Here is a 13,413-nt window from a genome sequence, read left to right as displayed (position 1 = left end):
TCCTATTCCTTCTATCAGATGATAATCTTATATATACATTTCCCACATCCCCAAAATTATTATGTGAGAGGAAATATTATATGTTTTCAAAGTCAACTTACTATTATAGATTATCATAGTGGGAGGGTCAGATTTTTATGTTACATGGTACAGAAGTTCTCAAGAAAGGTTTTGCAAAGATGACCAAGGGCGGCGTTATAATGGATGTTGTAGATAGTGAACAGGCTATTATAGCAGAGGAGGCTGGGGCAGTCGCAGTAATGGCCCTTGAGAAGGTTCCTGCTGATATAAGATCCTCTGGTGGGGTTGCCAGGATGGCTGACCCGAACAAGATAGAGGAGATAATGGATGCAGTGACCATTCCCGTTATGGCAAAGGTTAGAATAGGCCATTTTGTGGAGGCCCAGATACTCGAGGCCCTTGGCGTTGACATGATAGATGAAAGCGAGGTTTTAACACCAGCAGATGAACGCTTCCACATTGATAAAAAGAAGTTTAAGATACCATTTGTTTGTGGTGCAAGGGATCTTGGAGAGGCTCTCAGGAGAATTGATGAGGGAGCTGCCATGATCCGGACAAAAGGGGAAGCGGGCACTGGTAACATTGTGGAGGCAGTCCGTCACATGAGGATAATAATGGGACAGATAAGAGAAGTTAAAGAGAAGGAGGAAGAAGAACTCTGGGAATTCGCAAGAAAAATAGAAGCTCCGTTAAAGTTGGTAAAAGAAACAGCTAAGCTTGGAAGATTACCAGTTGTGAATTTTGCAGCTGGTGGTGTTGCAACACCAGCAGACGCGGCCCTCATGATGCAATTAGGCGCCGATGGAGTTTTCGTAGGATCGGGAATATTCAAATCAGAAAATCCAGAAGCTTATGCAAAGGCTATAGTAGAGGCAACAGCACACTATGACGAACCAGAGGTTCTATTAGAGGTTTCAAGAGGACTGGGAGCGGCTATGCCCGGCATCGAAATAAGTGAACTCTCAGATTCTGAAAGATTACAAGAAAGGGGATGGTAAACCCCCTTAGCATCCTTCTTTTCTTTTAAAAAATATTAGAGAACCCCCAAGTGGGGTTGTTTAAACGGCTTTTTCTCCTCTTTCACCTGTTCTTATCCTTATCACATCCTCTACTGGTAATATGAAAATTTTACCATCACCTATGTCTCCTGTCTGGGCGCTTTTCACTATCGCATCCACGACTTCTTCGACTTTATTATCATTCACTATTATTTCAAGGCGTGTTTTCGGTAATAGGTCGATATGATATTCTTTTCCACGATAGCTTTCCCTTATACCAAGTTGTCTACCGCGCCCCTTCGCTTCGGTGACAGTCATACCATAACATCCCACCCTAACAAGGTTCTCTTTCACCTTTTCAAGTTTTTCAGGTCTTATTATCGCGATTATAGCTTTCAATTTAATTTCCTCCTTATAGTCTGTATCCTGTCTCTTCATGTAAGTTTGTGTCGAGTCCTTCTATTTCCTCTTTTTCTGATACCCTTAACCCAATTGTCATATCCAACAATTTACCTATGATTAATGTCATTGTAAATGAGTAGGCCATTACAATTACCACTGCTAATATTTGTATGAATAATTGTTTTGGGTTGCCATAGAATAGGCCTGTTCCAAGTTCGTTTACAAATGGAGCTGCGAATAGGCCCGTTGCTATTGAACCCCAAAGGCCTGAGACTCCATGTATGCCGAACACGTCCAAGGCATCATCGTATCCAACCTTTGCCTTTAATTCGGAGACTGCAAGGTATGAGAATATGCTGGTGATCAAGCCTATTATGATTGCTGCTGGTACTGTCACGAACCCTGCTGCTGGTGTTATGGCCACGAGACCTGCTATGGCACCTGATATTGCACCAAGTAGGGTGGGTTTGCCTGTTTTAAGGTAATCTATGATTATCCATGAAATCATAGCAGTTGCTGCTGCGGTGTTTGTCACGAGGAATGCTGATGCTGCCAGTCCATTGGCTGTGAGGGCCGATCCTGCGTTGAATCCGAACCAGCCGAACCATAGTAGTGATGCGCCTATCACAGAATATCCTAGATGGTGTGGTAGGAGTCTCGTGTCTTTTCTTTTACCGAGTAAGTATACTAGGGCTAGTGCTGCTATACCAGAATTTATGTGTACTACTGTGCCACCTGCGAAGTCGAGGGCTCCGAGTTGGCTTAGGAAGCCCCCACCCCATACCCAATGTGCTACTGGTACATAGACTAGGCTTATCCAGAATATGATGAATGCTGTCCATGCTGAGAATTTCATCCTTTCTACTACTGCACCGGATATTAGGGCTATGGTGATGGCTGCGAAGGTTAATTGGAATCCTATGTAGATTAGGGCTGGTATTGTGGGTGCTAGTGGTGTAGGACTATTGATGTTGATATTGTTCATTAGGAGGTTTGTTGGGTTGCCTATTAGCCCATGTAAGTCGCTGCCGAATGCTAGTGGGTAACCATAGAGTACCCAGATTATGCTTGTTAGCGCGAATGCTATTAAGGACATGAACATTGTGTTTAGTACATTTTCTTTTTTTGTTAGTCCGCCGTAGAATAGTGCTACTCCTGGTACTGTCATGAGTAGTACTAGGCTTGTTGATATTAACATCCAGGCTGTGTCGCCAGGGTTTATTGGTGTATTCATATTTTTCCCTCCACAAAATTTATCGGAAACCGGAAACCTTCTTCCGACAATATTGTTTTAGAAAACACATCATATATAAACCTTACTAACCACCCTAGAAAATAGAATCTAAAAAGTCCCATACCTTCTTACATGATCCCAAGCACGCTTATACTCCAATGGGCCTTCACCATCATATATTGACATGTCAATCCGGTTAAATAATCTTCTATCCTCACCCACGGGGCAAACCTTAATACAAATACCGCAAGGCGATTTATGCTTACTCCAAAGATCCGCACTCCTCATAGCACAAAGTTTCTTATCTATAGGTGGTGGGAACTCTCCCTTTGTTTTTATGGCTCCTACTGGACAGCTTCTCGCACATCTAAGACATCTTATACATAAATCCTCGACTTCTATAGGATCTGGCTTTATGGAAGCAGAAGTGAATATGGAAGTGAATCTGATTCTTGGCCCGTATTCTCGGGTTAGAATTAGATTGTTCTGGCCAAAAGAGCCTAAACCCGCAAGATAAGCTGCGTGTTTATGGGAGAAAAAGGCAAATGGCTTCTCAAGCAACACTTCCACAGTAGCATACCCATCCCTTGGCAGATAAATAGAAGGATAACCCTTCTCATTCAAGAAAATTGAAAGTTCATAAGCCCTCAAATCCAAGAGTGAATTCACAGTCTTATATAACTCATGATAATAGATAGATGGTGCAGTCTCCAAAATAGGCAACTGAATGGGAAATCCTATCACAATAACAGTAGCAACTTCTGGATATATTGACTTAGGATGAAATTCCTCAGGTATCCACTTAGAAAATTTATGAGGGAGCTCCCTTGGAGGATTATTCCACCTCTCAGCTGGCGCGAAACCCGCAAGACCAACTCCAAATTCCTCACATTTCTTCAAAATATCCCTCTTCAAAGACCTAGAACCCATAAAAAACAATCTTATAATCACTCACATATAATCCCTTCCATCTTACTAACAGGGTCCATCTCTTTCATATGGCCCTTTTTTGGCCATCATATTTATAGAATAGAATCAAAAAAAAGAGATATTGGGGGTTTGAAATTTGAATCCGGGAAAAATTGGAAGAATATTCACAATACTAATGATAGCATTAATAGCCTATGGATCAGCATCAGCTATAATATTATTCGCAGAAATTCCGAGAATAGAAATGCCACAAATCATAAAAGCACCAGAAGAAAAAATGAACATCATAGGAGATCCCACATTCCAACCAGTATGGTTACAAAAACGTGCAATACGCGTAAACAATACGACAATACAAAATGAGACCAACCAGACTAACCAGACCAACCGATCGAGACAATAGAGCCTAAAATTTACACAGATATGAAATATTGTGAATTTCACAGCCCCATACTAGGATTGCACAGAACAACCATATTAGTGAAGGTTAGGAGAGAAATATGATATCCACATTTTTCATAAACCCATTCTCACAAGAAGCAAAGCAAATTGTAAAAGCCAAAGGAGACCTTAACAAGATCATAGAAGAGGACGAGAGACTCATTAATATTATAGAATATACCAGTGGCCAGAGACTTGATGATGATTCCAAAATACCTGGGAGCCTCTGGGAACTTTCAATTAAAAGGATTGAATGGTACTTGGAAAAGAAGGGCCATCGAAGGTATCAGCCAGGATATTACAGGTTTCTCTTCAACTCTCAAATAGCAAAATTTGATGTTATAACATTTCATATACTAGCACAGGCTATAGGCGCGAAATTCAACCCAAATTCCAGGGAAAGTCGCATATTCATAGAATCAGAAGGCGAAATCGTTAAAGAAAGACTCTTGAGGGTTGAACACCAGGTAAGGGATGATATAATATCTAAAATCTTAAATGAACTGTTAGATAGTGAAAAACCACACTGGATCCAACTAGAAAAACTCCTAGAAAATAGGAGAATAAAACTAACCGAGCTAATCCTTAAAGATGGTAAAGCCATCCTAGACAAATCAGCCCCTAAAAGGATCCAACAAATAATCAACTCCATAAGAGAAAATATCATACCAGCACTTATAATGCAAAAAACCCAGGAATATCTCTATAAAGTCAATGAAATGGCCGCGAAGATCGAACCACACCCCATATTAGTAGAACTAGCGAATGAAATCCAAAAGAGGATAAGTCGAGAATTTTTCATCCCCAAAAAGACCAAGCCTGGAACAATAAAAGCCTCCAAATTAGATTTTGACGCATTCCCACCATGTATAAAAAATACCATAAAAGGCGTTAAAGCTGGTAACAGAAACGATGCCATAGTACTATTACTCACAAGTTTCATATCCTATGCAAGATTATACCCGGCCGTCTTCAAAGAGAGAAAACCTCACAAGGTTTCAGATTTCGATCCAACACTTAACATAACCCTAAATGAGATACTACCATTAATATATGAGGCGGCTGATAACTGCGAACCACCACTATTCCAAGACGATCCACAAGAAAAACTTAACATCACAGCAAAACTCGGATTCGGATTACATGAAACACCCAGACTAGAAAATGAAGGGGAAAGCAAATGGTACACCCCAATGAGCTGTGAAAAAATAAAAATACACCTACCAATATTATGCAAACCCGATAATTTATGCGAAAAAATCCAAAACCCCCTCACATACTACAACAGGAAACGATGGCAAAAAAGAAAAGAAGAAGGTGATAGGGATATTCCAAGAAGCAACAGCAGAAGATAGAAGAAAATATTATACAATGGAATGGAAAATAGAAAGAATACCAGATTTTATAAGGGAAAGTATCCATCTCAGAGAATTCGGATTCGATCATACGGGCCAAGGCCCAAATGATAGGTACAGGTTCTTCCGTGACGAAAAATTCCTCACAAAATTCATGAAATACAGAGCTCCATATGCCGCTTATTCTTCTGTAGCATTATATGATAGGCCATGGAAACGTGAAGGTTGGAGATCATCAGAGTTAGTATTTGATGTTGACGCTAAGGACATCCCAGTAAGACAATGTAAGTGTGATAATGTGTGTGAAAAATGCCTCGATCAAGCCAAAGAGATAGTGGCCATGATTATAGACACATTAGAGGACGATTTAGGCTTGCGCGAGATCCATGTTATATATTCTGGTAGGGGCTACCATATACGTGTATTAGATCCTATCATACTTAAATCAGATTCTGAGGTCCGAAGTCAGATACTAAAATATGTTATAGGCGGAGACATCCCAAGGTTCTCATACACTGACTTTGAGGGTAGAGTACGTAGCTTAGACCATTTTATGGTCCCATTGGGTTATCCTAGGGTTTTCACAGAGAGAAGTCGTTATATTATCTTGCACTTGAACGGGGATGAAAAAATTGAGGATATAACACGTCAAACAATGAATAAGATCCTAGAATATAGGGATCTTATAGGAGCTGATAGATGGGGTGAATTTAGGGATATAATAGGACCCAGGGTATATGAGAGACTTATAAAGGGTATTGCCAAGTTAAACCTCCAACTGGTGGATGCTAGGGTGACAGTTGACCTTAAAAGGATATTGAGACTTCCCAGTTCATTACACTCTAAAGTTAGTATGATCTGCACCCATGTAGAGGATCTTGAAAGTTTCGACCCTCTGAGGGATGCTGTGCCAGATTTTGTGAAGGAAAAATCCTAGGACCTCCACAAGTGTTTTCCAGGGTCTAGGAAAGCATCCAAGAATTCCAAGACCTCTCGTGGCTGTTCACTTTCAAGGTATTCCTTTATGTTAAAGATCTTGTAACCTTTCTTGAGTTCCTCTTTCACGTGTTTACCAACTCTTAAATATTCTATCCTACTGAGGAGGCTTTTAAGGTATGATTCTGGTTTAGTGGCTTTTCTTTTCCTCTCTACGAAGAGGCGGTCATCTTCTATCCAGATCCTGTCACCATACTTTTTATGGAATCTCTTCGTATGTTTTCTTGACCAAATCCTAGGCCCCATATGCTTCTTATAAGCTGGTAACTTCCATGTTTCGAACTCGAATATGATCAGGCTAATTTTCTTCTCATCAGTCCAATAAGCGCTCCTGTTTACCTTGAACCCCTCCCTTGAAAAGTGTGATACTAGAGTGTCCATAGTTTTTTTCAGTTGGGGGTATAAGGTGTCTGCTGGAACACTTGGGGGGTTAAATTCTAGGATGATGCATTTGCTCCCCCTTTCCATGAACTTGGCTTTGATTCTCCCTTTATCATGTGAGTATTCCACTTTTTGGAAATATTCTTCTTTTGGGTTTTCTAGGAAACTGCGCGCCACTATTATGAACTCTGAAAGTTTTTGTTGTGTAAGTGCTGCTGCAACATTCCTGTTCTTGTCTGTAGGGTCTATAACAATTAGTGGGTCGTCAAAGTATTTACCGGTGCCGTGACCTTCGATGTCTATTATCTGGCCCTTTCTCCATTTCAGTGCAGCAGCTTCCAAGACGCTTTGAAAGTTTCTATATGCTATTATGAGTAGTTCGCAGAGGTAACCTGCGAATCCACCTACCTTGAACTCTGACCCATATGCTCCTATGGCCTTCATGAACTTTTTAAGTAATAATACTTCCTTTCTCTGTTCTTTTTTCAAGTTTTTTTTGATGTATCTTGTATGTAGTATTGTCCGGTCTACTGCTGATTTGAGCTGTGAGGCATCCTCTATATCGTAGCATGGTACAAGGTCGACCTCATAGCCTTTCATGTGACCTGTAACATATGGGTGTGCGGCGTATCTTTCCTCTGCTTGGCCTCCCATGGCTTTTATGCATTCATAGCCGAGGTATAGGCCATCCTCTTTGAGTTTTTCTTCTGGCGTTTCAAGTGGGAATTTTATGAATATGTCTATGTCTGCTTCTCCTCTGAGCCAAGTGCCCTTGGCAACTGATCCTACAACTGTGGCCTTAGCTTTTATATTCTTTTTTTCTGCTATGTGGTTTATGGTTTTGACTAGATTATTGGTGAATTTTTTAACAGCTTCTTTTTCTTGTCTTTTTGGTGTTATCTTTGAGATTATTTTTTCATAGTCCATTTTTATAGTTTGAATGTTTTGATTGTAGTGTATTTGGGTCCTTCTGGTCTGAGTTCGCTTTTTTTAAGTTTTAATTCTTTTATTTGCATTTCCCCTATTTGAATGTCTTCAAGTTCTTCTATCTTTTCCAGTAGTTTGTCTTTGTTTTTCCCCCCTTTGACCCTGGCTATGGTGAGGTGTGGTATATAGTTTTTCTCTTTCTTGAATCCTAATTTTTTGAACTCATCGTCGAGTGTTTTTTGGATTTTTGAGAATTCCTTGGGGTTTTCGGCTCCTAGCCAGATTACCCTCATATAATTTTTATTCGGGAAGACCCCCATGCCTTCTATTTTAAGCTTAAATGGTTTGTATGATCCTATCTTTTCCTCGATTATCCTTGAAAGTTCCTCTATCATCTTATTGTTTATTTGGCCGAAAAATTTTAAGGTGAAGTGTAAGTTTTCTGGTTCCACGAATTTTACTTGGGCGTCAGCCCCTTCTATGACTTTTTGGACTTCTATTATTTTGTCTTTGAGTGTGTTGTCCACGTCAATTGCAAGGAAGCTTCTTATTTTCTCCATGTTTTAACCTCATAGTATGTTTTTTATCCTCTCCAAGCTTTCCTTTGGCTTTTCTATAGTGTTGAGTAGGTAGACTTCTGTTTCATGGAATATTTCCTTGAAAAATTTTAATCTGAGCCTATATTTCCTATCATCCCTTATAAGTTGGTGTGGGTTGCAGAAGTCATTCTTTTTCATATAATTGAGGGCTTCTCTGCTTGTAAGCCTCCTAAACGGTTCATGATTAAAATCCCTTTCAAGGAGTACTATAACCCCAAGATTGGATGATTCCCTGATCCTACCATTGAATAATCTGTTAACATCAGCAATACCCCTCTTCTTCTCGTCTAGGCTCACCTCTGCTATAAGGGCCTTGTATTCACTCCAAGAATCTGCTATATCATCACGTATATAAGAGTTCTTCTCTGAAGAGTATACCATTATACCATTCTCAAATATGCGTGTGAAAAACCAGTCATCAGAAACATAACTATACCTATGATCTAACAGGAGACCATAAGTGAGTGTTGTTTTCCCAGTCCCTGGGGGTCCTATGATCGCCAGGGCTTGTCCTTGGCAGTCAACAGCTGAACCATGGACGGAATATCTCCTATGTTCTGAATGGTAATCTTCGAAGAAGTCTGCGATCGTGGCAAGTGCTATGCTCTTAACCCAACCATAATAGTCGCAGTTGAGGATTATACTAGTCTTAGATAGTGGTTCATAGAATACCCTAAGGGGTCCGCCATCCTCCACAGTGAAGACCTTGGCATGTGGCCTTATATCCTCGTTCATGAACTTGAAATTGTCCTCCCACTCCTCCTTGAAACTTTTATTATCCGTTAAAAGTTTGACACAAGCGCCATGAATGTTAGCCTTCCTCTCAAAGTATACCTTCTCTGCAAGCTCATCAAGCCTACTATCCTTCTCTTGGGGGCTTATAATCTCCACCTTATACGTAGGTCTACCCCCACACTACTTTTCTATTATAGCCTCTTTTATGGCCATTCCAAAATGTCTTGCGGCCTCCTCAACATATACCAGTACTTTATCGCCCTCTTTTAACTCTGAGACCGACACCGGCTCGCCTTTTTCACTGACTAGGCGTATTGTCTCGGCGTTCTGTAATAGTGTTCTTAGTTTCATGCCCTCATATTCTGCCTCCACAAGGAGCAAGGGCCTTTTTTCGATTTTAACCCTGCCAACTATAGCCGGTCTTGTCTTACCATCCTTGTCAACAACTAAAACCTCATCTCCTGCCTCAAGTTCTGAAAGATACTTGGTCTTATGGTCTGGTGTCATCACATACGCATGTACTGGGCCCGCGTTAACCCTGAATGGTCTTGATTCCACGTATTCGCTTTCTAGGGATTCGCTGTGAACTAGGAATAGTCCCTGGGAATATGAGCCTACAAGCATCCCTTCTCCAATGTCCATTATTGAGCAAGTGTCTACGCAGACTCTGTCACCTGAGCCCACGGGTTCTAGTCTTGTTATAGTGGCTGGTTTGAGTTCATAGTAGCCCATCTTTATATCTTCGATCAGTTTCGCTATCTTCTTTATTTGTGATGGATCTTCCGGTTCTATGAGAACACCATCGGTTCCATGTTCCAGTGTCTCTAGGGCTGTTTTTGCTTCTTTTTCATCTGCCACTGCGGCTACTAGTTTAACATCTTCTCCTTGGAGGTCTGCTATTATATTCTCGAGGGGTATTATCTTCCAGTCTTTTCCTACTAGGATGAGGTAGTCTACTGTCTTGCCGAGGAGTCTTGCAAGTTCTTCATACCTTTTACCCTTTATCTCCACATAGGCTGCTATGGGTTTGCCCTGTCTTTTAAGGCTTTTCGCTGCCATGAGATCCTTTGAATCTTCTAGGTTGCTGGGTAGTGGGAATGTGCCGTCTCCTTCACCATTAACCCCTACTAATATGATGTCAGCGTCTTCGTCATCAGCTATGACTTTTATGTTTCCAAGTTTGTGTATCCTCTCGACGTCCTCCCTGTCTAGTATATGGTCTATGCCAGATTCAAGTGCAGTTGTTATTAAGGTTTTTTTCTCTTCCCATTCAGTTTCTGGTGTTTTTATCCAAGCAAATTTCATCTTTCATGCCCGCATACTGGAAATTTTATCCCAGGGGGCTTTTCACCTCCAAAAAAACTTATGAGGGTAAAGTGCTTTAATTTTTTTTGAGCAGAAAGATTACACAATAGGGTCCTAAACAAGAACTCTGTGTGGGGGGATGGCTCTAAATTGCATACTCTGAAATCTCCCAATGGGTGGATTTTAGATTTTGAGTTCATATGCGATCCCCCCCACAGAGTTTATTTTACATCCTATTATAACATTTTGAGCGCTTCTTCAACATCTATTTCATCGTGTACTATGGCTGCTATGGCCCTTGTCATGTTTTCTGGGGATTCTGCCTGGAATATGTTCCTTCCGATGGCTACTCCCGCCCCTCCGGCTTCTACTGAATCTTTGACCATTTGTAGGAGTTCTTCTTCTGTTTCGACTTTGGGTCCTCCCGCTATGACTACTGGCACTGGGCATCCTTCTACAACTTCTTTGAACGTGTCTGGGTCTCCTGTGTAATTTGTTTTTATTATATCTGCTCCTAGTTCTGCCCCGGCTCTTGCCGCGAGTTTAACGACTTCTGGGTCGTGTTCGTCTTCTATTTTTTTGCCTCTTGGGTACATCATTGCTATAAGTGGCATTCCCCATTCGTCGCAAGTTTCTGCTACTGTCCCGAGTTTTATTAGCATTTCAGGTTCTGTTTCGGATCCTACGTTTACGTGCACGGATACTGCGTCTGCTCCGAGTTTCAGGGCTTTTTCTACTGATGTTACGAGGACTTTATTGTTTGGGTCTGGTCCTAGGCTTGTGCTGGCTGAAAGGTGGACTATTAAGCCTATATCTCTCCCGTATCCTCTATGTCCCGTTACAACTATCCCCTTATGTATTAGAACTGCGTTGGCTCCTCCTGTAGCTACCTGGTCTATTATCTTGGTCATGTCCAATAGGCCGGGGACTGGGCCTATGGAGACTCCGTGGTCCATCGGTACTATGACCGTTCTGCCTGTTTCACGGTTTATTATTCTCTCCATTCTAATTATTTTACCTATCATATGATTTACCTCCCCAATCTTGCCTTTTAATATAATTTTTCAGACCAGAGCTTGAATTCTTTTAGTCTTGGAGGCACACCCCCATGGCTGCTTGATTCTAGCCAGCCCATATCTGATGAGATATCCTCTTCCATTTTTGAAGAGTTCGCGAAATCTAGGAGTCCCCTGTTCCTTATAATCGAGGTTCTGGGTTTTAGTGTTGATGACCATATAAAATATACTTTGAATGTTGTGTCTGGATGATGGCCGCCCCCAAGGTCCACTGCCAAGACGTCACAAGATCTTATATGATCGTGGACTTTTTTGAGGGTTTCTTGGAGTCTGACGTCTCCTTGGATGAATTCGAGGTTGGGGTATTCCATTTGAAGTTTTTTCATAGCCTCATATGCTTGGGGGCTTTTGTCAACTGCTATAACCCTCCCTTTCCGGGTTTTTTCTGCTATTATCCTTGTTGACCCTCCTACATGGGATCCTATCTCCACTACGATATCATCTTCTTTTATAAGATCGTTGAGAGTCTTTCTGTAAATTCCGATATCATATACTATCTTTATCATATGAGGATTCCTACCATTATTCTACAAGGAAGGAGAAACTAACGGTTAATATATGGTTTGATTAATAATATATAATTTAAGTGGATTTGATTTCCCCCCCCCTATTGGATAAACCTGGCGCCTTTAGAATCTATTTTTGCTATGATGGGATTATCCAAGCTCGTATCAGGTTCCTTTGAAAGAGCGAATATTGTATCGCCGAGCATCGCCATTGAAGCCCCTATAACCTCTTCTTCGATTATTTCAAAGTGTTCTTTCACATTCCTTGTTAAAAGTTTTGTTTTCTCTGCGAACTCATAAGACAAACCCATAAAATTTTCTGGAGTAGGATTAGAGACCAGCCTTTTCAGCATCCCAGATCCTATAAAATTTATCATATCCCTACTCTTAGGATCTTTAATTACTGTGGCTGTGTCAAGTTCCCCGAAGACCTTACAGACCACATATAATGGGTCATGGATTATCCTATCGGTTATTCCATGGCCTGGAGCGCCCTCTCTCAATCTTAGACAGATACCCCCATTCAATTCCGCGATAACATCACCCAAACCCGTTCCAAGCTCGACCTCGGCCCGATGAGCGATTGAAGCAGCACCATTAACAGTTAAAGGAAGCTCTAATAACCTTGATATTCCTAGTGAAGTTCCCAGGGCACAAGCTCCGGAAACGCCAAAACCGCAACCAATTGGAACTTCAAGTTCATGATAAACCTTTAAACTTGGCAATTCAAAACTCTCATTAAGAATTTCCAACACTTTCCAAGTTATAAAATCATTCACACCATCAACAATTACTCTTTGCTTGTCACTCCTTGAAAATTTGACTTTGGTCCGAACCCCCTTGTTTATAACTACACCAGCACCCCGAGAACCCATCTTAAGCGGGTTACTATCCTCAATTATCTGGAAAAATCCTGTTATATGAGCCGGTACAAATACCTCAACTTTCATACTACTAGAAAGATAAGTTTTTCTCCATAAAATATATGCAGGAATATTTTATCGAGACATAGGGGGGATGAGTTGGATGAAATCTCTCCACATTATCGGGGTTTTGATTTTGATAGCGTCAATTTTAGGTTGCGCGACTTTTGGGCTTACCGAAGAAGACAAAGAGGATATAACGCAAGAAATCAATGATTACTTCGCAGAGAAAAACTCTAATATGACAAATTCAACTGAAATTACTGAAGGCTCCACTTTTTATGAATATACCACGTTTCTTACTCCTGAAGACTTGGAAATAATTTCTTCAAACCCAAACGAAGCAACAATAAGAGTCAACGTCACAAAAAATTTAAATGAGTGTATAAACATTGAATTCACAGAAACAGAAAACCTTACGGAATACAAAGAAGAATTCAAGGTCATAGATTCCAATGTGGAAAGATGGGAGTTTAAGCTCAGAAAAGAAAATGGACCATCATATCTGCAACTTGTCTATCCACATAGCATTTCAGACTAAAAAGTCAACTGTCAAAACTGTGGGAATACATCCTCTAAAAAAA

At 40.8% G+C, this 13,413-nt stretch carries 15 protein-coding genes; 5 read left to right on the top strand and 10 right to left on the bottom strand.

The window, feature by feature from the left end:
• Positions 1-137: 137 nt before the first annotated feature.
• The gene (pdxS, locus tag DPC56_RS06215; protein ID WP_112094211.1) at positions 138-1,019 is read left to right on the top strand and encodes a pyridoxal 5'-phosphate synthase lyase subunit PdxS; all 882 of its coding nucleotides are present in this window, start codon (positions 138-140) and stop codon (positions 1,017-1,019) included.
• A 60-nt stretch (positions 1,020-1,079) separates the two neighbouring features.
• Here pdxS and DPC56_RS06210 read toward each other — a convergent pair whose 3' ends face one another.
• The 3 genes from DPC56_RS06210 to DPC56_RS06200 form a co-directional block, all read right to left on the bottom strand.
• On the bottom strand, positions 1,080-1,418 hold the full coding sequence (locus DPC56_RS06210) for a P-II family nitrogen regulator (RefSeq protein ID WP_112094225.1): 339 nt from the start codon (positions 1,416-1,418) through the stop codon (positions 1,080-1,082).
• A gap of 13 nt (positions 1,419-1,431) precedes the next feature.
• The gene (locus DPC56_RS06205; RefSeq protein ID WP_112094210.1) at positions 1,432-2,655 is read right to left on the bottom strand and encodes an ammonium transporter; all 1,224 of its coding nucleotides are present in this window, start codon (positions 2,653-2,655) and stop codon (positions 1,432-1,434) included.
• Between the two features lie 108 nt (positions 2,656-2,763).
• Complete coding sequence (locus DPC56_RS06200; RefSeq protein WP_245923935.1) at positions 2,764-3,570, bottom strand: 4Fe-4S binding protein; 807 nt, start codon at positions 3,568-3,570, stop codon at positions 2,764-2,766.
• A 151-nt stretch (positions 3,571-3,721) separates the two neighbouring features.
• Here DPC56_RS06200 and DPC56_RS06195 point away from each other — a divergent pair, with 151 nt between their 5' ends.
• The 3 genes from DPC56_RS06195 to priS all read left to right on the top strand — a co-directional run bounded on the left by DPC56_RS06195 (position 3,722) and on the right by priS (position 6,318).
• Entirely contained in the window at positions 3,722-3,988 is a 267-nt protein-coding gene (locus tag DPC56_RS06195; RefSeq protein ID WP_112094209.1) for a hypothetical protein, read from the top strand.
• A 97-nt stretch (positions 3,989-4,085) separates the two neighbouring features.
• Positions 4,086-5,381, top strand: a complete 1,296-nt coding sequence (locus DPC56_RS06190; protein ID WP_112094208.1) for a DNA primase — start codon at positions 4,086-4,088, stop codon at positions 5,379-5,381.
• Complete coding sequence (gene priS / locus DPC56_RS06185) at positions 5,353-6,318, top strand: DNA primase catalytic subunit PriS (RefSeq protein ID WP_112094223.1); 966 nt, start codon at positions 5,353-5,355, stop codon at positions 6,316-6,318. The genes DPC56_RS06190 and priS overlap by 29 nt, the downstream gene beginning before the upstream one ends.
• Here priS and cca read toward each other — a convergent pair.
• The 7 genes from cca to DPC56_RS06145 all read right to left on the bottom strand — a co-directional run bounded on the left by cca (position 6,315) and on the right by DPC56_RS06145 (position 12,856).
• Positions 6,315-7,685: a CCA tRNA nucleotidyltransferase gene (gene cca / locus DPC56_RS06180; RefSeq protein WP_112094207.1), complete on the bottom strand. Its 1,371-nt coding sequence runs from the start codon at positions 7,683-7,685 to the stop codon at positions 6,315-6,317. The genes priS and cca overlap by 4 nt on opposite strands.
• Before the next feature lie 2 nt (positions 7,686-7,687).
• Positions 7,688-8,245: an RNA 2',3'-cyclic phosphodiesterase gene (gene thpR / locus DPC56_RS06175; RefSeq protein ID WP_348638838.1), complete on the bottom strand. Its 558-nt coding sequence runs from the start codon at positions 8,243-8,245 to the stop codon at positions 7,688-7,690.
• A gap of 9 nt (positions 8,246-8,254) precedes the next feature.
• Positions 8,255-9,175 carry an HPr kinase/phosphorylase gene (locus tag DPC56_RS06170; protein ID WP_112094206.1) on the bottom strand — a complete coding sequence of 307 codons (921 nt, stop codon included), beginning with the start codon at positions 9,173-9,175 and terminating at the stop codon, positions 8,255-8,257.
• Positions 9,176-9,199: 24 nt separating this feature from the next.
• A complete protein-coding gene (locus DPC56_RS06165; protein WP_112094205.1) occupies positions 9,200-10,324 on the bottom strand; it encodes a 3-dehydroquinate synthase II in 1,125 nt (374 codons plus the stop codon).
• Positions 10,325-10,560: 236 nt separating this feature from the next.
• Positions 10,561-11,349 carry a 2-amino-3,7-dideoxy-D-threo-hept-6-ulosonate synthase gene (locus DPC56_RS06155; protein WP_112094203.1) on the bottom strand — a complete coding sequence of 263 codons (789 nt, stop codon included), beginning with the start codon at positions 11,347-11,349 and terminating at the stop codon, positions 10,561-10,563.
• Between the two features lie 26 nt (positions 11,350-11,375).
• The gene (locus tag DPC56_RS06150; protein ID WP_112094202.1) at positions 11,376-11,906 is read right to left on the bottom strand and encodes a class I SAM-dependent methyltransferase; all 531 of its coding nucleotides are present in this window, start codon (positions 11,904-11,906) and stop codon (positions 11,376-11,378) included.
• Between the two features lie 101 nt (positions 11,907-12,007).
• The gene (locus tag DPC56_RS06145; protein ID WP_112094201.1) at positions 12,008-12,856 is read right to left on the bottom strand and encodes a pantoate kinase; all 849 of its coding nucleotides are present in this window, start codon (positions 12,854-12,856) and stop codon (positions 12,008-12,010) included.
• 76 nt (positions 12,857-12,932) lie between these two features.
• Between DPC56_RS06145 and DPC56_RS06140 the strand changes: the two genes are divergently transcribed.
• Entirely contained in the window at positions 12,933-13,370 is a 438-nt protein-coding gene (locus tag DPC56_RS06140; protein ID WP_112094200.1) for a hypothetical protein, read from the top strand.
• Positions 13,371-13,413: the final 43 nt, after the last annotated feature.

This window comes from Methanothermobacter tenebrarum (genome assembly GCF_003264935.1).
Lineage (GTDB): Archaea > Methanobacteriota > Methanobacteria > Methanobacteriales > DSM-23052 > Methanothermobacter_A > Methanothermobacter_A tenebrarum_A.
This window is presented reverse-complemented; position numbering and strand designations above follow the sequence as displayed.